This is a genomic window from Collimonas sp. PA-H2, assembly GCF_002564105.1.
GTDB lineage: Bacteria > Pseudomonadota > Gammaproteobacteria > Burkholderiales > Burkholderiaceae_D > Collimonas.
In genome coordinates this window covers 3,371,370-3,390,530 of record NZ_PDBX01000001.1, presented here as the reverse complement: position 1 = coordinate 3,390,530, position 19,161 = coordinate 3,371,370, and the positions used below count along the sequence as shown (strand labels likewise).

Here is a 19,161-nt window from a genome sequence, read left to right as displayed (position 1 = left end):
ACATCGTCGATTAGACGCCAGTCATCAGACTGGCGCTACCAGCGAAAAATAGAAACGGTGGCGATCGTTATACGCGTACGGCGTCCAGCGACTGACCGGAAGCGACCCAATCCTGAACCCATTTAGGTTGACGGCCGCGACCTGTCCATTGCAGCAAAGGATCCGAAGGATGACGATAACGGACCGCTACTTTTGTCTTGGTCGCAGTGTTCTTGCCACGCGACTGGGCGCCCAGCAAATCCTGCAGCGAAATTCCCGCATTTTGAGCGATAGCCAAAATTTGCTCGCGTGCTTTAACCAACTCTTGATGCTCGCGATCTTTCAAAGCTTGCTTGACCTGATCTTGCAATGCACGTAACTCGACAACTGACAGTCCTGATAAATCCATATTACCCCCACACAATGAAATTCAATCAAATATTGTTTTCGCGATTAATGCAACATCGCGTCACCGGCATCTGCACCGGCCAAACGATGCTTGGCACGCCAGATAAAATCTTCAATTCCGCACTGAGGCGAATATTCGGCAACTGTATGCAACAGCAGCGCGCGAACTTCTTCATAGGCAAACCTAGCGCACGCATCCTCCAATTTAATCAGCTGGTCCTCTAAAATTGCCCACGGGATCTCTACTTCTCGCGCACGCATGATCAAAGGATGCTCGGTACCTTCGACATTATCTCCAATCAGCAATTCCTCGTATAATTTTTCACCAGGACGCAGGCCGACGTGATTGATTTCTATAGTTCCATCTGGTGTCAGATCCGACATGACTTCGAGCCCACTCAAATGCACCATGCGTTTGGCCAGATCAACAATCTTGACAGGCTCACCCATATCTAACACAAAAACATCGCCCCCTTCTCCCATGGCTCCGGCCTGCAGTACAAGCTGCGCGGCTTCGGGAATAGTCATGAAATAACGAGTGATCTCCGGGTGAGTCAAAGTGATCGGGCCACCAGCCATGATCTGCTTACGAAACAGCGGTACCACAGATCCAGATGACCCAAGTACGTTACCAAAACGTACCATGCAGAATCGTGTTCTTGAAAACGTTTTAGGTTGCAAGCGCGCAAATGCCTGCAAGATCAGTTCCGCGAAGCGCTTGGTCGATCCCATCACATTGGTCGGTCGGACCGCCTTGTCAGTGGAAATCAGCACAAACGATTTAACACCTGCTGCGATAGCAGCTTTAGCTACGCTCAAGGTACCGAATACATTATTCCGGATACCTTCAATCGGATTATGTTCTACTAGTGGGACATGCTTATATGCGGCCGCGTGATAAACGGTCTCCACCGAAAATGTGCGCATAATTCTTTCACATTTTTCTGTTTCGAGAACCGACCCTAGGAACGGTAGCAACTCTATATTGACATGAATACTTTTCTGCAGTTCACGCAGCTCTTGCTCAATCGTATACAAACCGAATTCAGACATTTCAAGCAAAATCAACTGCGACGGACGCTGTCGAATAATCTGGCGGCACAACTCAGATCCAATTGAGCCACCTGCACCGGTTACCATCACGGATTTGTTGACGATACATGCTGAAATCAACTCTGGATTCGGGTCAACCGGATCGCGCCCCAGCAAATCCTCAATCTCAACATCACGGATATCCTGCACGCGCAACTCACCGTTAATGAGACTCTTGATCGGGGGCGTTACTTTAATTTTGACTTTGAGTGGTTCAAGCAGATCAAGAATGTGTTTCTGCTGGAATTTGCTCAATGAGGGCATCGCCAGCAATACTTCTTTGAGGTTATATCGCGCAATCAAGTCCGGCAACTCGTCTGCCGAGAAGACTTTGATGCCTGCTATAGTGGCCCTCCTCAACTCCTTCTTGTCATCGACAAATGCCAACGGCAAATATTCGTTCCCCGCCCGAAGCGCGCTCGCCAGTTGGGTGCCAGCTTGTCCCGCGCCGTAAATTGCCACGGGCACAGCACTGCCTACCCCACTCACACGCAGCAAATAGCCACGCGCTAAAAACCGGCTTGCAGTGGTATATAAGATTGCACTTACCCAGTAGATCCCAAAAACGGCACGAGAATAGCCTGCAGTCTGTGTAAAGGTTCCAAGAGCCCCCAATGCAATAACCGATAGGGTTACGCCAAACACCACCACATAAACAATCTTGTGATCAATGAAGCGGATAACAGCTCTATATAAACCTAATCGGATGAAAATAGGAAGGGATATCAAAGGAGCAGCAAGAATCAGCAATCCATATTGGTGTAATAACCAGGTACTAAGACCATCGTGACGCAACCATATCGCCAAGCAAAATGTTAGCGGCAACATGATTAAATCGGCAGATGCAGCAATTATTTGCTTGTGAAGACGCGATAAGTTTAAAAAATGGACCATGTCAATAATTCAATTTAACCAATATAAGATGCTATTAATGCTATGAGAGCAGCACAATGGGTATCCAAAAAATACTAATGCATGACTCCATCTCTTCGAACGACTTTCAAAACCGTGAGGAGTATGATTTTCATATCTAACAAAAAAGACTGGCGTCGCAAATATTCTGCATCCAATCTTACCTTTTCCTGAATTGAAAGCTCGTCCCGGCCATTAATCTGTGCCCAACCCGTCAGCCCCGGCAACAAGCTTTCGACGCCAAATTCTGTGCGTAATGTAATCAGATCATCTTGATTAAACAAAGCAGGTCTTGGACCGACGAGACTCATTTCTCCTTTGACAATACTCCACAGCTGCGGTAATTCGTCCAGGCTGGATTTACGTAAAAATGAGCCAATGGGTGTCAAAAATCGATTGGAATTATTAAGTAAATGTGTTGCCACCACCGGTGTTTCGATCTTCATAGTCCGGAATTTCGGCATTAGGAAAATTTTATTATTACGTCCGACCCGATTGGACCAATACAAAATAGGTCCTGGTGACGACAGCCTTACTAACAATGCCACCAAAAAAAGAGGAAGAGCAAGAATCGATAATAGCAACAAACTTGACAACAGGTCAAAGATCCGCTTCATTGTGAGATAAGTCAATTTTTCCAAAAATAATCTGATGCTAGAATACCCTAACCGTAGCGGCAACAGCACGGAAGCAATTGAATCGATAAGATGAAGCGGAAATATCCACATCGCCGAGGCAGTCAATTACGTTATGTACATGGAGTATTTCATTACCGATTCCGTCGAACATATCCTGGATATCGAAAATATTACCGTGATGCCGACGCAAAAACCTTCTGCACTGCAGTCACCACTTCATTCATATCCGCGGCCTCCAGAGTCGGATGCACTAAAAACATCAAACTGGTCTCTCCCAGGTCCTTAGCAACAGGCAGCCGGGTTTTGGGCTTGCTCGGCAAAGAATCAAATGCCTTTTCGAGATAGATTTCACTGCAAGACCCGGAAAAACAATGTATTCCCATTGCGGTTAATTCCGCAATAATTCTGTCTCGACTCCAGTCTGCCTTGAGGTGCTCAGGCTTCACAAATGCATAATATTTATAATAAGCATGAGCAATGTCAGCCGGGGGCAGAGTCAATCTGAGAGCTGGGATAGTTTCAAATGCGCGCGTCAAAATAGCTGCATTTTCCCTTCGCTTGGCGATCCACCCATCAAGTTTTTGGAGCTGCAAACGCCCTATCGCGGCTTGCATCTCAGTCATCCGCCAGTTTGTACCAAATGACTCTGTCAGCCATCTGAAACCAGGAGGATGTTCGCGACGATATACCGCGTCATAGCTACGGCCGATATCCTTGTAAGCCCAAGCCCGCTCCCAGACGCCTTCGTCGTGAGTAACCAGCATACCGCCCTCACCGCCGCTCGAAATAATCTTGTCCTGGCAAAATGAAAAGGCAGCAGCATGGCCGAACGAGCCGATCTGCCGCCCCTTGTATGTCGCACCGTTGGCCTGCGCGCAATCTTCGATTACCTTCAAGTCGTATTCTTTAGCGATCGCCATAATCGCATCCATGTCGCACGGCCAGCCAGCCAGATGCACAACAATGATCGCCTTGGTACGTGGGGTAATGGCAGCACGAATGGATTCAGGTGCAATATTCTGACTATTGCGGTCCACATCCGCCACAATCGGCAACGCCCCGCGCATGACGACACAACTGGCAGATGCAATATAGGTGCGAGATGTCGTGATCACTTCGTCGCCGACACCGATACCCAAGGCGTAAAGCGCCAGTTCCAATGCGACAGTGCCGTTTGAGACGGCGACTGCATAAGGTGTCCCGACATATGCGGCATATTCGCGCTCGAATGCGCGGCACATATCTCCGGTCCAATAATTCACCTTGCCCGATTTGAGAACGGCAACAACTGCGTCAACTTCATCCTGAGAAAAATGTGGCCATTGGCCTTTGGATATATTTTCAATAGTCATAATTATTGGAAATCAATTAAAAATTATTAGTGTACGAATCAGCCCCATATTTCGATTCATGAAGCCGGATGGAGGATTCAAAGAAATTTTATCTGCTCTGGGCTCTTGAATCTTACGGCATTCCAAACCGTCAAATTTGGTGCAATAAAGCCTTTATTATCTACGATATATCAATACTTGGCTGCCCTCACGTGATCAAAGAATTTTTGATCACAGGAAAAATCTGTTATCAGGTTTTCAGAAATTTTCTCAAAAAAATTGCTGCAATGATTTTTTGAAAATCAGTTGACGAAATTCGGGGTGTTTTTATTTTTTTACAAAATCAGAAAATTATCTGCAATAAGACCAACTACAAATCGACAATGAATAAAAATTCCGCTCTAATGGATCTAAAATCTTACGTAGATATTTCCAAATATTTTCATATCAAATAAATGATCTGGCAGCAGCCTGATATTAAAGTTCGAAAGCAGCCAGGAGTTATAAACCTTGGCTCTTTATCCTGATGCCTGTTGACAGTCAATTATTTGTCGGTAGCAATTCCTATTAATGCGTTAGAAAAAATTTGAATTACACATCCATTTTTCCGAAATCTTCTTTAACTGCGGAAAATCGCTCCAGCTCGGTGAAGACTATCGGGGCCATTAATCCATCTCATATTTCTAGACGTACTTCAGCAATGCTGGAATATATTCATCACGCTTACTGGTAGCGGTTTTAAAGCAATATCTGCGACCTGCGACGCCAACCCCAGCAAGTCATGCCGCTGGCAAACAGCTTGACTTCCCATTTCTCCGTGGAATGCCGAATTACCATGCAAATGAAGTACGCCGGCCCACGCTTGCAATTAAAACAGTCATTGATTTTTGCCTTTGAAAGCCGGCATGGTTGCATGATCCTTTGCTGAAACATCTTTGCCAGAAAAGACTTTCATGAACGTAAGAATCAATATCTTGATATCAAGTAAGAATGAATGATGATCAACATACCAGACATCCAGATCGAATTTCTCTTCCCAGCTGATTGCATTGCGTCCGTTGACCTGCGCCCACCCAGTAATGCCTGGGCGGACCTCATGCCGCCTTGCCTGCTCCGCGCTATAGAGCGGCAGATACTCCATCAAAAGCGGCCGTGGGCCTACTAGACTGATGTCGCCTTTAACTACATTCAGTAGCTGGGGAAGCTCGTCCAGGCTAGTCCGCCGCAAGAACATGCCAAAGCTGGTAAGCCGCACAGCATCTGGAAGCAGCACTCCGTGCTCATCCTTTGCATCTGTCATTGTCCGGAATTTGTATACTGTAAATGGCTGACCATCTTTACCGGGCCTGATTTGAGAAAAAAGTACCGGCTTTCCAAGATACACCCGTACCAGCAACGCGACGATCACCAAACCTGGCATGGTGACCGTCAGTAATAGCAAAGCGACGAACAAATCAAAAGATCTTTTTAACATTACAAATTACCTTGCTAATTTAACGTATTTTTCTTGATGGCAACTTGATTAAATACTTCTATGAATCGCTCAACACCGACATCTAAAGACAATTCTTTTTGATAAAATTCGATCGCTTTTTTGCCCATCTCCTCCCTCAACTCGACTGACAGCCTAGTCATCTGCAACACTCCATCTGCCAGAGAGGCCGCGTTCTCGGGCTTCACCGCGATACCGGCCTCAGCGCGCCGCACCAAATCTGCCGCGTCCCCGCTGACTGCCATCAGTATCGGTTTACCTACTGCAAGATAGGCCTGGGTCTTGGAAGGAATAGTAATTTCAAAGAGCGGATCATCCTTGAGGTGCACCAGCAGAGCGTCTGCCTTGGACAAAACCGCTCCCACCTCATTCATTGGCATGCGCGGCAAGAACCTCACATTCTTAAGGGCAGCGGACACGCTCATTGCCTTGAGGTTATCCACTTCGATCCCGCCTCCAACAAATACGAACTGCACCTCTGCATTCTGCGATTCAATGATCTTTGCTGCCTCAATCACTGTATTCAATGCCTGTGCCTTGCCCATGTTCCCGGCGAAGACGATATTAAAACGTCCCACCATGAAAGATAGATCGAGCGCTGTCTGTTCCGGGATCTGCATGGATGTTTCGTCACACCAGTTATAGATAACTGACATTTTAGAACTGCTCACCCCCCGCTCGATTAGCAGTTTTTGAAATCCAGGCGACAAAACAACTATATGGCTCGCTCGCCGATATATCCAGTTGCAAACCGAACTCACTATCCCTAAGGCACGCTCATTTCCTATCATGCCGGTCGCACGCAATGTATCCGGCCATAGATCCTGAATATCGTAGACAAACGGCGTATTGCGAAACATACCTATCAAGGCACCCGACAATCCGACAGTCATCGGTGGATGATAAACATAGATTACATCCGCTTTTTTTGCTCCGAATACGCCGTACAAACAAGACGTCAGGGCAAAACTGAAGTAATTCAGCAAGCGCTTGACGGCCGAACCGTCATGACTAGGGTATAGCGGCACCCTGGTCACCACAACGCCGTCAATCTCTTCGCGCTTGCGCCATGTTTGCCGAAATCCGGGATACAGCTTACCACCCGGGTAATTGGGGAAACCGGTAATTACCTCTACCTCATGGCCAAGCTGCTGCAGCTTACGAGCAAACAGCAAGCCCTTGAAGGTAGGTTCCGGATCGAACCATTGAGTCAATAATAGAATACGCAAACTTTTCCCTATTTATTCTGCGATTACTTTTTCCAGACAACGCGATTTACATAATCCGTATAGCTATGGATGATGCGGACAATCTTCTCGGAGACATTCGGTACATCATAGTCAGCAACCACCCTCAGGCTCCGCTCGGCGTTGCGTGGCTGATGAGCGAGGATTGCCAGTCCCTGCAGTATCCGTTCGGTTTCCAGCCCGGTCATCATCACCGCAGCCTCTTCCATGCCCTCAGGACGCTCATGCGCCTCACGAATATTCAACGCCGGGAAGTTCAGAATGGACGACTCCTCTGAAATCGTTCCGCTATCAGACAGGACGGCCCTGGAACATGCCTGCAACTTCACATAATCCTTGAAACCAAGCGGCTTCAGCAAACGGATCAGTGGGTGGAACGTCACTGCTTTAGCATCTACTTTCTTTTGCGTTCTTGGATGAGTCGATACAATGATCGGCTCCCCATACGTTTCCGCAACGGCATTCAACGCACTCACCAGCTTGGCAAAATTGATTTCCGAATCAATATTTTCTTCGCGATGTGCGCTGACGACGAAATATTTTCCCTCGTTCAATCCCAAGCGGCTCAAAACATCTGACGCATCGATGCCTGCCTTGTAGTGATTCAATACTTCACACATAGGGCTACCTGTCTTGATAACACGATCTGGCAACAATCCTTCGCGTAACAGATATTCGCGGGCGATAGCGCTATAGGTAAGATTAATGTCGGCCGTGTGATCTACGATCTTGCGGTTAGTTTCTTCTGGCACCCGCTGATCAAAGCAGCGGTTGCCAGCCTCCATGTGAAAAATAGGAATCTTCCGGCGTTTGGCTGGAATCGCGGACAAACAACTATTCGTGTCTCCCAATATAAGCAGCGCATCGGGTTGCTCCTGAGCCAAAACAGCATCGACGGCAATAATTACCTTGCCGATGGTCTCTGCCGCATTGGCGCCCGCTGCGTTCAGGAAATGGTCCGGCTTGCGAACTTCCAGATCCTGGAAAAAGATCTCATTTAGTTCGTAGTCGTAATTTTGTCCGGTATGGGCGATCACATGCTCGCAATATTCATCCAGTTTCGCCATCACGCGGGACAAGCGAATAATTTCTGGCCGCGTTCCGACGACCGTCATGACTTTCAATTTCTTCATGGTTAAACCTTGTACGTAATCGTATCTGGATGCTGGCGATCAAATATCTCGTTCGCCCATAGCATGACAATCATTTCTTCATCGCCGATATTTGTAATGTCATGCGACCAACCGGGAATGGTTTCCACCACTTCCGGTGACTTGGCGCTGGTCCGATGCTCGTGAACCGCCCCGGTTTCAATATGGCGGAAACGGAAACATGCTTCGCCCTTGATGACCAGGAACTTCTCCGTTTTCGTATGATGATAGTGCCCGCCCCGGGTAATGCCGGGATGCGCAGTAAAGTAGGAGAACTGACCGGAATCGTGGGTTTTCAACATTTCAACGAACACGCCGCGCGGATCCTCATGCTTAGTCAAAGGATAAGAAAATTGTTCCGGCGTGAAATAGGTAATGAAGGTCGAATATAAGGCGCGCGTCAGCCCAACGCCGACGGGTTCTGTAACAAGCGATTTTCGGCTATCCTTGAATACACGCAAACGCTGGGCCAAATCGCCAACCGTAATACTATAAATCGGCTGAACTTCTCGGTATCCGCCACTTGGCGGGCATTTATCCAGGACACGTAAAAAATCGGCGACAACATCATCCACATACACCAATTGAATCTCCGCTGCGGGATCATTGATTTGAATTGGTATGTCATGAGCGATATTGTGGCAGAAAGTCGCAACAGCTGAATTGTAGTTTGGCCGGCACCATTTGCCGAAAACGTTCGGCAAACGATAAATAAAGACTGGCGCGCCAGTTGCAGTGCCTAGTTCGCGCAAGACATCCTCAGCTTTGAGTTTGCTGGCGCCGTACGCATTGTTTCGCTCGGCCTGGATAGAGGACGTATACAGGATAGGTATCTGGCGGCCACTGGATTGGACCGCCTCGCACAAGGTACGAGTCAAATCCTCATTTCCCATGGTGAACTCGGCTTCTGTCAACGGGCGGTTTACACCAGCCAGGTGAAAAATAAAATCAGCCCTGAGCACTTTCTCAGCCAATATCTGGAGCGACTCGCCTTTCAGGAAAGTAAGAACATCCACTCCTGCTCGCTCGCGCAGGTGAATCAGCAAATTTTTCCCAATGAAGCCATTCGCCCCGGTTACCAGTACTTTCATCGCATCACCCTTCCGCGACAGCGTTCTCGCCACGCTCTATAGAACGAATAAAGTCTAGTTTCATCAGCAAGGTTTTCATACCCTCAACATCCAAACGTTCTGTGTTGTGTGAATTGTAGTCATCGCAATTCGAGATTTTCTGCTCACCTTGTTCGACGAATTTACCGTAATTCAAGTCACGTAAATCCGGCGGCACTCGGAAATACCCGCCGCGATCCTCCGCAGCCGCCATTTCCTCCCGACTCAATAAGGTTTCATATAGCTTTTCACCATGACGGGTGCCTATGACATTCACCTGATGAGCCGGCGTCTTCAAAATGGCTAACAGCGCAGCAACCAGCGTTTCAACCGTAGCCGCGGGGGCCTTCTGCACAAAAATGTCGCCATTCGTACCATGTTCGAAAGCGTACAGCACTAAATCAACAGCGTCTTCGAGCGTCATCATGAAACGCGTCATCGCGGGATCGGTGATAGTAATCGGCTGTCCTGCCCGCACCTGATCCACGAACAAGGGAATCACGGAGCCGCGCGAGGCCATCACATTGCCGTAGCGCGTGCCGCAGATAACGGTCTTCGCATCATCGACGTTACGCGACTTTGCAACCATAACCTTTTCCATCATTGCTTTGGAAATACCCATGGCGTTGATAGGATACGCTGCCTTGTCCGTACTCAGGCAGACAACTCGCCGCACGCCATTCTGGATTGCCGCCTCGAGAAGATTATCGGTACCGATAATGTTGGTCTTCACTGCTTCCATCGGATGGAATTCACAGGATGGCACTTGTTTTAGGGCTGCCGCATGAAAAATGTAATCCACGCCGCGTGTTGCATTCAAGATGCTCGAATAATCGCGCACATCCCCAATATAAAACTTCAATTTTGGGTTGTTATACTTCTTGCGCATATCATCCTGCTTTTTTTCATCGCGGCTGAATATACGGATTTCTCTGATATCCGTATCCAAAAAACGTTTCAAGACAGCGTTTCCGAAAGAACCTGTACCGCCGGTAATTAATAGTAATTTATTTTTAAACATTTTTAATATATATTGGTATCGAACTATCGATGATCAATTAATTCACGAGAAAAGAAATATATATTTAAGAAAATTATATTTTCAAATATACAGATTTTCCCACCCAAGAAAATTCGGAGTTTATCGTTAATTGTGCAAAATAGTTGCATCAATTTTTCAAAAATGACAGGAAATAAAAACAATAAAAATTTAAATCCGTTACAATTTCCGACGGAGCAATTATTGGATTTTATATTTCCTCCAAAAATAATCGTTAGCCGCAAGAAGAAGATATAAAACAACAAAAAGCAAATACATATATCTAGCCATAAACAAACTAATAATAAACGAGGCTTGAAAGCAAACTATAGAAATTATAAAAACAATACAAGCAGCCCAAGAATTTCTTGAATTGAGAAGTTGATAAAAGAATCCGTGAATTATCAATCCAAGCACAAACATGAACAATAATGTTCCTACACCGCCAAAGTCATATATAAGCCCGCGGAATATCGTATAAAGATTAGTGGTAAATATTCCCCTATACGAAAAATATTCCTCATAAATTCCCGCGGGAAATGTTTTTTCGCTTCCTAAAAAATCGAATATGGACTGAAACGTATAATTTCCGTATGAATAAAATCCATCGGTATAACTCTGTTCAGAACTCCTGCCTAAATAATGAGAAAACCAATCCGAAAAGGCATACAAATGTCCAAATGTATAAGAAAAGAAAGAACTGGATATGCGATCCAGCATATCTTCATTACCAGACAACTCCCGCGACAAAAATGAAATTGCCAGAAGCGGCAGCAAAATCAAACCATATCCGACCAAGCGAATAAAAAGTGCATTATTGACAAATTTAAGCTGATTTGAATATATTTTCCTGACAAAAATAGATGCGTAGAAAAAAGCAATGGAAAGAAATAATATAAGCTTGGCGGATTGGGTTAGCATCACGAACAAAGAAGGTGCAAACGCCATCAAAACAAGAATAAATTTCCGAATTCCCTTCTTTTCGTTATAGCTTACAAATCCGCCTAGTACAGCCGTAGTATATGTAAAAATTATACTCAGCCGCCCCCACGCACCGTAATCCAGCTCGCCCTGTCCTCGCATGGCGGCATATTTTCCACTAGTATCCAGAAGATCGAATATCATCGAATACAGGCTGAAACCATTAGAAATTACGCTAGCTATTGTAGATATAATAGCTAAGAAGCAAGAAAAATAAAACATGCCATAAATGAATCGGCTATCGAATCTGGCCGCATCATTGTCATTTTTTTTCTTGTTATTTTTAAATGCCTTTTTCCAGTTAAATGGTACTGCACTCAAGGAAAAAGAAAAAACGCAAAGAACTATAAATAAAACGGATAGCGGCTCAACTGGCACGTTAAATAATATGACCAGCGGGAAAAAAGTGAACACAAACCAAGCCAAAGAAAACAAACAGGCCGGGAAGATCCATGTGCCAATTATTTTCCGAATGAAATAAGCCTGCGCAAAAATAAGTATGCTGAAGAAAATCGCAAATAACTTATCAAGATTTTCAAGCATAATGCACTTTCATAAAACCATCCTTTTCCAGTATTTATTTACACATTCCTTCATCAATAAAAAATATGAGTGAAAACAAATATTCAATTTAATATTGCAATGCGTTTATTTCACCAAGATTGATCTTCGTCGCGCGGTTTATATGTTGCATCTTCAAGATCCAAATTACGATTTCAATTTCAAAAATGCATCAATTCAATTATTTAGTCTCTGTTTTCAATATTTAACGAGAAAGAAGATAATTATTTTAATGAAGATCACACAAATTCAAATTTTCCACATATCTCTATTTTGTCTATAGCTCGAGAGATAGACTAGCAATCTGGAAAAATTTGCAAACCGATTCGGACCAAGAGTTCTCAAAATCAAGCGCATGCAAAAATTCACAATCGCAAATTTATCTTTATGCTGCCCTATGTCGTTAAAGCTGCTGGAGACGTAAGGCACAGGCTTCTTTTCGAGAAGAAAATTCTTTTTCGCAAACTTTCCGACAGGACCGTCTGAACTAAATGGATCACATCCCTGTTCCAGTTCAGCCGAAACGCAAGCATAAGCCCGACGGAGAGTCGGTGAAATGTAATCACCATTTGACATATAATCGAAACCATATTTCTGCTTGGACGCAGCGGTTGTATGTTTCAGCAGTGCTGCCTTATATGCCAGACTCAATTCCAGTAAAGCACCTTTGTTTTCACCTCTTTGGGGAAAAGGCCTTTTACTTAACAAATCAGGTTTTTTCTCATCAAACGAACTGAAGTGAAAAAATATCAATGGATATTTTTCATTCACAACATAATTCCCATTTCCGTCTTTTGACACATCTCTTTCCTGCATGTTCCAGAACGCAACGTTATATCCCAGATTGAATGAAACGTAGAGATGTTCAAAGAAACAAGGTGCAATACTTACCCATTTTTGGTCCGTAGATAAGCCAAACTGCGTTTCAAAATAACAAAAACGGAAACAACGATCACTCCACCATTTCAGGAAATCGATTCCCTCAGAAGATTTGTTAATGGCAAAAAAACCGAGGTTAAAAGATCCGAAACGCATCATGCCGACATCACTACCAGGCCAAGCATTATCATGCGGTTTCGTATAATGTGGTGTAAGCACAATAGGATGTGCCTCAAGATCCGCCAGTATTGGATCGAGAGATTGATAAACGCACGTATCAGGATCTAAAAAAATAACATTATCAAATTTCTCCAATAATTTCAACGCAAGGAATGGTTTTACAGAAGTACTAAATTCTGTAATATCATATTTAAATGCCAGATCATAAAGATTCGGCACTTCAGCATCTTCGATCCAAATAAACTCAGCCAGTGAATCCGGAAGTGCGACATCGCATCTTTTTTCAGTTAAATATATTTTTAATTTTTTTTGCTCATGCTTTAGCAAGGATTCCGCCAAAACCAACGCTTTCGGCAAATAGGCTAAATTGCAGACTGTAAACGCGGCATATTTTTTGCTATTAGAAACATTCATCATCAAACCTTCTCTTCACCTGCTGCATTAAAAAATCTGGCACATATTTGACTGGCAATATAAATCAAAAGAAGTTTACCTATATTCAGAGAAAATTTTATTTCCCCGGATGCCAATGCGGTAAATATCAATCTTATACTCGATATCGACACATCCGTTACCCGCGACAATGGATATGCTCTCATGACGTAGATTTTTCCAAAAATTTTGTAATTCTTGTCGGCCTGTTCGGTAACATGGTCAAATCCGGGAGTGCACGAATACTGGCCTATTAAAAAATTATTTATCTTTGATCTCAGGCAAAACTCATAATCGACACCGTCGACAAAATATTTTTCACTATGCCAGTTTATTTTTTTCAGATTTTTCAAATAAAACAAACTGCCACTATTGATTGCCAGCGACACGTTCTTAAAACATGCTTCATTATTTTTCTCTTCGCTTTTTTTTGCCTTAAAAACAATCGCGCTATGTGTAGTTGCCAGCTCAGGATGCTGCGAATTGTAATTCTCGACGCATTCCAGCGTGTCTTTATTAAAAATCGTATCTTGATCAAAAAAAATCAAAGCTGATTTATTTTCATAAAAAGCTTGGGCGCAAACAGAAGCAATACCTAATCCCAGACCAAGATTTTTTCCGACAGTAAAATATCGTATTTCTTTTTTGTTTTTACAAAATTCCCTGACAGTACTTTCCTTCGGAGAATTATCAAATATATAAACCTGATAATTCGACTCAATTGCCATTTGAACTCTGTCCAAAAAACTATTTTCCGGGTTATATATCACAAACCCAATTGCTATCTCACGAGTCATTTTTATCTTTTCAAAACATTTTTTGCAATCCCTTGCAGAATGAACCAGTCCATTCCGACTCGCAGCACCCATATCCCGGCAGCACCTTCCAGGCCGAAAAATTTCAGCGCAATAAGCAAAAGAGGGATATATGTAACTAATTCAAATATATGCACCAATGCAGTAGCCCTGACGTTCCCAGATGCCTGGATCACGGCAAACGGTACCTGCGCAATGCCATTGAAGAAGATTCCAAAAGCCAGAATGGAAGTCAACATCCATGATTTTTTGGCAAAATCAGCACCAAGCCACAGGGACAAGCCGAGGTATGAGCCCAATATAACTGTCAGACATACCGGGCCCATGACTTTTGCAATGATCAGGACTGATTTTGAGTATAAATTTTTTGCAGCAGGCACATCCGTTGAAATCAATGATGCCAGTCTAGGAAACAGCGCAGCTGTTAACGCACCAGGAATGATCAGCATTCTTATCAGGGAATCAAATGGCACTGTGTAGTATGCAACCGACGCCGCCCCGATAACCGAAGAAATCAAGAAGCGGTCTGCCGTAACCATCAAAGGGCTGATCACATTCGACACTGTCATCCACACCCCGAATTGCCATAGATCGCGGACGTGGGAATAGTTCAATTTTGCTGTTGCCCATGCCCAACCTAATTTCTCATTGATCGGGAAAATATGCAATAGCATGTTTAATAAACGAGCAACTACAAGGCTCGCAACAGCGATCTCAAGTACAGGCCCGAATATTATTATGCTAACTACGGGTAATCCAAAATTTGCGATACCCAATAATATTTTCAGAATATTTATTTTTTTAAAATCTTCAAATCCTTCCAGTACGCCTCGCAGACCTGTCGTAATCGTAGTTAGAGGTATGCCAAGCGCTGCAATCGCCAACGAATATACGGCGCTCTTTTGCAAGCCGGCACTCACATTTAACCAGGAATTGCCGAGAGGAGTAGCGAGTACTGCCAGGATGAATCCCCCGACTATCCCGGCAATTGCAGTAAACACCAGCCCCGCTTTAACCAACTGCGGGAGCTTGTCCAGCGCTCCCTGCGCCCGCTGCGATGCCACTTTTTGGGTAAGAGCGCGGCCAAGGCCAAAATCAAATAAGCTGAAATAACCGATCAGAGCCCATATCAACGTTAATATGCCGAAGGATTCAATTCCCAGTTTTCTCATTAAAAAGGGAATCGAAAAAACGCCAACTAAAAGCGGCGCTCCTGTGCCCAGCAAATTCCATAAAGTATTTCTCTTAAGAGACATTAATAAACCTGTAAAATGGCAAAAATAATACTTTTTTTATGTTCGTCTCTCTGGATGCCATAAAAATAGCTGATTGGCTTCATTCACTGCCCTAGGCCAGATAACCGTCTTTTGTTTATGAGCGGCATACAAATAAGATCAACAACAATCCCGACTCAAGCTCGAATCGAAATCATTGCTGACATAATTTGAGCGCTTGGTCCCAGGTCGGCAAATCACAGAATGCATTAATCAGGCGCTGGCAATTCAGCACGGAATTGCCAGGTCGTTTTGCGGGTAACGGATACTCTTGTGTTGCTATCGGGATAACTAATGGCTTTCTGGTGACCGATGGATGGTCAATAATGGTTTTGGTAAATCCATGCCAAGTGGTTTGGCCTCGAGCGGTCAGATGATATAAGCCGGATCTGCTTTGTAATTTATCAAGAAATTTATGCGCGCCTTCGCTCCGGAGTTGCGCGACGATGTGCGCCGTAGTATCGGCGATGGTACGTGACCATGTCGGCGAACCATGCTGATCAGCGACGATCCGCAACTCTTCGCGTTCTTGTGCCAACCGCAAGACAGTCAGCAAAAAATTCTTGCCATGCATCCCATAGACCCAGCTGGTGCGCAGTATCAGATATGGAATATCTGCTGCTTGAATAGCCTGCTCGCCGGCCAATTTTGTTTTTCCATACACATTGATCGGACACGTAGCGTCGTCTTCTGTGTATGGTGTAGTCTTGGCACCGTCGAATACATAATCTGTTGAATAGTGAATCATCCCAGCGCCAAGCTTCCTGGCTTCTTCTGCCATGACAGCCGGAGCGTCTGCGTTAATCCGCTGCGCCAGGTCAGGTTCGCTTTCAGCTTTATCGACAGCCGTATAGGCGGCCGGATTAATTATCAACGCCGGCTTGATTTCACGAATCACGTCGCGCACCTGAACCAGGTTGGCGAGATCCATCTGGCTGCGGTCAAGAGCAATGACTTCGCCCAGACCTTGCAGACTTCGTTCCAGTTCAAAACCTACCTGCCCGGTTTTTCCGGTAAGGAGTATCTTCATGCGAATATCTCCGCATCAGCCAGTAGCTTGCCAAGTTGATCTTTTCCCGAAAGCAAAGGCGCATCTTGGATCGGCCAGTTGATGGCAATGGCGGGATCATTCCACAGGATACTGCGCTCAAACTCCGGCGCCCAGTAATCCGTGGTCTTATAGAGAAATTCCGCCGACTCGCTGGTAACAACAAAACCGTGCGCAAACCCTTCCGGAATCCACAGCTGTCGCTTATTTTCAGCCGACAGCGTTACCCCAACCCATTGACCGAAAGTAGCTGAGCTTTTACGCACATCGACCGCTACATCGAAAACTTCTCCGGCAACCACACGTACCAACTTACCTTGCGGCTGACGAATTTGATAATGCAGTCCGCGAAGAACATTTTTAGCAGATTTGGAGTGATTGTCTTGGACGAAACTAGCGTTGATCCCAGTCAGTTCATTGAAACGACGTTCATTGAAACTCTCATAAAAAAAACCGCGATCATCGCCAAAAACCTTGGGCTCGAAAATCAATACTTCGGGAATACTCGTGGTTTGTACTTGCATAATTAAAATACCTTATCTTTTAACAGGCCCAGCAGATATTGGCCATATCCATTTTTCTTCAGCGGTTGCGCCAGTTGCTCCAGGTCCGCGACATTAATGTATCCCTTGCGATAGGCGATTTCTTCTGGACAAGCGACTTTCAAGCCTTGGCGATTCTCGATGGTGGCAATGAACTGACCTGCTTCCAGCAATGATTCGTGGGTACCGGTGTCCAGCCATGCCATACCGCGTCCCATCAACTCGACGTTCAGACGTTTGCGCTCCAGGTACACACGATTTACATCCGTTATTTCTAGTTCTCCGCGTGGCGAAGGTTTGATGCCAGCCGCGATGTCACAGACTTCGCAGTCATAAAAATACAAACCGGTTACGGCGTAATTGGATTTCGGCTGCAGGGGTTTTTCTTCAATACTGACCGCCCGGCGCTGAGCATCGAACTCAACCACGCCATAACGTTCCGGATCGTGCACATGATAGGCAAATACGGTGGAGCCCTCGGTACGCGCCGAAGCTGCACGCAACTGGCTTTCGAAATCATGACCGTAATAAATATTGTCGCCTAAAATCAAGGCAGAAGGCGCATCGCCGATAAACTCCCGACCAATGATAAACGCCTGTGCCAGGCCATCCGGCGTCGGCTGTACAGCGTAACTGAGCTCGATTCCCCATTGCCGTCCGTCCCCCAGCAATTCTTTAAAGCGCGGCGTGTCTTGCGGCGTCGAAATGATCAGAATCTCGCGTATCCCTGCCAGCATCAGCGTGGTCAAAGGATAGTAGATCATCGGCTTGTCATACACTGGCAGCAGCTGCTTGGAGACCGCCATGGTCACTGGATACAGTCGTGTGCCGGAACCACCAGCGAGAATAATTCCTTTACGGCTTTGGGAAGTCGGCCCGCTCATTGGACGCCCCCTGTCGAACTCTGGCGCTGATCGTAGTTTTGCTCGACCCACTTCAGATAATCGCCAGACTGGACATTTTTGACCCACTCCTGATTGTCCAGATACCAACGGACCGTCTTACGAATGCCTGTATCAAAGGTTTCTAGTGGCTTCCAGCCAAGTTCGCGTTCAATCTTTCGCGCATCAATGGCATATCGCCTGTCATGGCCAGGACGATCAGTAACGTAGGTGATCTGGTCACGATAGCTACCAGCCGCCTTGGGGTCGAGTTCATCCAGAATGTCGCACAGTGTGTGCACCACATCCAGATTGGCCATCTCGTTCCAGCCACCAACGTTATATACCTCACCGGGCTTGCCAGCTTCCAGCACACGGCGAATCGCGGCGCAATGATCGCTCACGTAGAGCCAGTCGCGCACCTGCTGCCCATCGCCATAGATAGGTAATGATTTGCCGGCGCGCGCGTTGGTGATGATCAAGGGGATCAGCTTTTCCGGAAAATGGTAGGACCCATAATTGTTGGAACAATTAGTGGTCAGCGTAGGCAGTCCGTAAGTATGATGATAGGAGCGAACCAGATGATCCGATGCAGCCTTCGATGCCGAATAAGGGCTATTAGGAGCGTACTGAGTCGTTTCAGTAAACGGCGCATCGTTCGGACCCAGTGTGCCATACACTTCGTCGGTCGAAACATGGAGGAAGCGGAATGCCGCTTTTTCAGCTTCCGGCAAAGTCCCCCAGTAAGCACGCGTTGCCTCCAGCAAGCCGAAAGTGCCATTGACATTGGTCTCGACAAAAGCGGCAGGCCCATGGATAGAACGGTCAACGTGACTTTCCGCCGCAAAATGCACAATTGCACGCGGCTTGTGCTTGGCTAGTAAAGCAGCCACCTGAGCCGTATCGCCAATATCTCCCTGTACAAAGATATGGCGCGAATCCTGGCGGACACTCGCTAGGTTATTTATATTTCCAGCGTAAGTCAGCTTATCGAAATTGATCACCGGCTCGTCATTCTGCGCCAGCCAGTCCAGTACGAAATTGGAGCCGATAAAGCCGGCTCCTCCAGTGATAAAAATCATGAGGTCATCCTAAATGCAATGCAAAAATTAAAAGCGATATTTTATATTGATTATATTTTTGCAATAAAAATATCCGAGCAGTTCGAGA

The 19,161-nt window shown here is 45.6% G+C and carries 17 protein-coding genes; all 17 read right to left on the bottom strand.

The window, feature by feature from the left end:
* Positions 1-67: 67 nt before the first annotated feature.
* Entirely contained in the window at positions 68-388 is a 321-nt protein-coding gene (locus BCF11_RS15520) for an H-NS family nucleoid-associated regulatory protein (protein WP_098495525.1), read from the bottom strand.
* A gap of 44 nt (positions 389-432) precedes the next feature.
* The gene (locus BCF11_RS15515) at positions 433-2,373 is read right to left on the bottom strand and encodes a nucleoside-diphosphate sugar epimerase/dehydratase (protein WP_098495524.1); all 1,941 of its coding nucleotides are present in this window, start codon (positions 2,371-2,373) and stop codon (positions 433-435) included.
* A gap of 74 nt (positions 2,374-2,447) precedes the next feature.
* Positions 2,448-3,008, bottom strand: coding sequence for a sugar transferase (locus tag BCF11_RS15510; protein ID WP_098497523.1), 561 nt, complete (start codon positions 3,006-3,008; stop codon positions 2,448-2,450).
* Positions 3,009-3,199: 191 nt separating this feature from the next.
* Positions 3,200-4,381 (bottom strand): DegT/DnrJ/EryC1/StrS aminotransferase family protein, encoded by a 1,182-nt coding sequence (locus BCF11_RS15505; RefSeq protein WP_098495523.1) that lies wholly within the window; start codon positions 4,379-4,381, stop codon positions 3,200-3,202.
* Positions 4,382-5,237: 856 nt separating this feature from the next.
* Positions 5,238-5,834 carry a sugar transferase gene (locus BCF11_RS15495; protein ID WP_098495521.1) on the bottom strand — a complete coding sequence of 199 codons (597 nt, stop codon included), beginning with the start codon at positions 5,832-5,834 and terminating at the stop codon, positions 5,238-5,240.
* A 14-nt stretch (positions 5,835-5,848) separates the two neighbouring features.
* Positions 5,849-7,081, bottom strand: coding sequence for a glycosyltransferase family 4 protein (locus BCF11_RS15490; RefSeq protein WP_098495520.1), 1,233 nt, complete (start codon positions 7,079-7,081; stop codon positions 5,849-5,851).
* Positions 7,082-7,104: 23 nt separating this feature from the next.
* Positions 7,105-8,232 (bottom strand): non-hydrolyzing UDP-N-acetylglucosamine 2-epimerase, encoded by a 1,128-nt coding sequence (wecB, locus tag BCF11_RS15485; RefSeq protein ID WP_098495519.1) that lies wholly within the window; start codon positions 8,230-8,232, stop codon positions 7,105-7,107.
* Positions 8,233-8,234: 2 nt separating this feature from the next.
* The gene (locus BCF11_RS15480; protein WP_098495518.1) at positions 8,235-9,341 is read right to left on the bottom strand and encodes a capsular polysaccharide biosynthesis protein CapF; all 1,107 of its coding nucleotides are present in this window, start codon (positions 9,339-9,341) and stop codon (positions 8,235-8,237) included.
* Positions 9,342-9,345: 4 nt separating this feature from the next.
* Entirely contained in the window at positions 9,346-10,380 is a 1,035-nt protein-coding gene (locus BCF11_RS15475) for a polysaccharide biosynthesis protein (RefSeq protein ID WP_098495517.1), read from the bottom strand.
* 219 nt (positions 10,381-10,599) lie between these two features.
* Positions 10,600-11,922, bottom strand: a complete 1,323-nt coding sequence (locus tag BCF11_RS15470; RefSeq protein ID WP_098495516.1) for an O-antigen polymerase — start codon at positions 11,920-11,922, stop codon at positions 10,600-10,602.
* A 267-nt stretch (positions 11,923-12,189) separates the two neighbouring features.
* Positions 12,190-13,416, bottom strand: a complete 1,227-nt coding sequence (locus BCF11_RS15465) for a hypothetical protein (RefSeq protein WP_098495515.1) — start codon at positions 13,414-13,416, stop codon at positions 12,190-12,192.
* Positions 13,416-14,228, bottom strand: coding sequence for a glycosyltransferase (locus tag BCF11_RS15460; RefSeq protein ID WP_158229205.1), 813 nt, complete (start codon positions 14,226-14,228; stop codon positions 13,416-13,418). The genes BCF11_RS15465 and BCF11_RS15460 overlap by 1 nt, the downstream gene beginning before the upstream one ends.
* Positions 14,229-14,230: 2 nt before the next feature.
* A complete protein-coding gene (locus tag BCF11_RS15455; protein WP_098495513.1) occupies positions 14,231-15,502 on the bottom strand; it encodes a flippase in 1,272 nt (423 codons plus the stop codon).
* A 172-nt stretch (positions 15,503-15,674) separates the two neighbouring features.
* Positions 15,675-16,550 (bottom strand): dTDP-4-dehydrorhamnose reductase, encoded by an 876-nt coding sequence (gene rfbD / locus BCF11_RS15450; protein ID WP_098495512.1) that lies wholly within the window; start codon positions 16,548-16,550, stop codon positions 15,675-15,677.
* Positions 16,547-17,092, bottom strand: a complete 546-nt coding sequence (rfbC, locus tag BCF11_RS15445) for a dTDP-4-dehydrorhamnose 3,5-epimerase (RefSeq protein WP_098495511.1) — start codon at positions 17,090-17,092, stop codon at positions 16,547-16,549. The genes rfbD and rfbC overlap by 4 nt, the downstream gene beginning before the upstream one ends.
* A gap of 2 nt (positions 17,093-17,094) precedes the next feature.
* A complete protein-coding gene (gene rfbA, locus BCF11_RS15440) occupies positions 17,095-17,994 on the bottom strand; it encodes a glucose-1-phosphate thymidylyltransferase RfbA (protein ID WP_098495510.1) in 900 nt (299 codons plus the stop codon).
* A complete protein-coding gene (rfbB, locus tag BCF11_RS15435; protein ID WP_098495509.1) occupies positions 17,991-19,073 on the bottom strand; it encodes a dTDP-glucose 4,6-dehydratase in 1,083 nt (360 codons plus the stop codon). The genes rfbA and rfbB overlap by 4 nt, the downstream gene beginning before the upstream one ends.
* Positions 19,074-19,161: the final 88 nt, after the last annotated feature.

Excerpts from the sequence above, each read along its gene's own strand:
- BCF11_RS15520 (WP_098495525.1), bottom strand. The coding sequence starts at position 388 with ATGGATTTATCAGGACTGTCAGTTGTCGAGTTACGTGCATTGCAAGAT.
- BCF11_RS15515 (WP_098495524.1), bottom strand. The coding sequence starts at position 2,373 with ATGGTCCATTTTTTAAACTTATCGCGTCTTCACAAGCAAATAATTGCT.
- BCF11_RS15510 (WP_098497523.1), bottom strand. The coding sequence starts at position 3,008 with ATGAAGCGGATCTTTGACCTGTTGTCAAGTTTGTTGCTATTATCGATT.
- BCF11_RS15505 (WP_098495523.1), bottom strand. The coding sequence starts at position 4,381 with ATGACTATTGAAAATATATCCAAAGGCCAATGGCCACATTTTTCTCAG.
- BCF11_RS15495 (WP_098495521.1), bottom strand. The coding sequence starts at position 5,834 with ATGTTAAAAAGATCTTTTGATTTGTTCGTCGCTTTGCTATTACTGACG.
- wecB (WP_098495519.1), bottom strand. The coding sequence starts at position 8,232 with ATGAAGAAATTGAAAGTCATGACGGTCGTCGGAACGCGGCCAGAAATT.
- BCF11_RS15480 (WP_098495518.1), bottom strand. The coding sequence starts at position 9,341 with ATGAAAGTACTGGTAACCGGGGCGAATGGCTTCATTGGGAAAAATTTG.
- BCF11_RS15475 (WP_098495517.1), bottom strand. The coding sequence starts at position 10,380 with ATGTTTAAAAATAAATTACTATTAATTACCGGCGGTACAGGTTCTTTC.
- BCF11_RS15470 (WP_098495516.1), bottom strand. The coding sequence starts at position 11,922 with ATGCTTGAAAATCTTGATAAGTTATTTGCGATTTTCTTCAGCATACTT.
- BCF11_RS15465 (WP_098495515.1), bottom strand. The coding sequence starts at position 13,416 with ATGATGAATGTTTCTAATAGCAAAAAATATGCCGCGTTTACAGTCTGC.
- BCF11_RS15460 (WP_158229205.1), bottom strand. The coding sequence starts at position 14,228 with ATGACTCGTGAGATAGCAATTGGGTTTGTGATATATAACCCGGAAAAT.
- BCF11_RS15455 (WP_098495513.1), bottom strand. The coding sequence starts at position 15,502 with ATGTCTCTTAAGAGAAATACTTTATGGAATTTGCTGGGCACAGGAGCG.
- rfbD (WP_098495512.1), bottom strand. The coding sequence starts at position 16,550 with ATGAAGATACTCCTTACCGGAAAAACCGGGCAGGTAGGTTTTGAACTG.
- rfbC (WP_098495511.1), bottom strand. The coding sequence starts at position 17,092 with ATGCAAGTACAAACCACGAGTATTCCCGAAGTATTGATTTTCGAGCCC.
- rfbA (WP_098495510.1), bottom strand. The coding sequence starts at position 17,994 with ATGAGCGGGCCGACTTCCCAAAGCCGTAAAGGAATTATTCTCGCTGGT.
- rfbB (WP_098495509.1), bottom strand. The coding sequence starts at position 19,073 with ATGATTTTTATCACTGGAGGAGCCGGCTTTATCGGCTCCAATTTCGTA.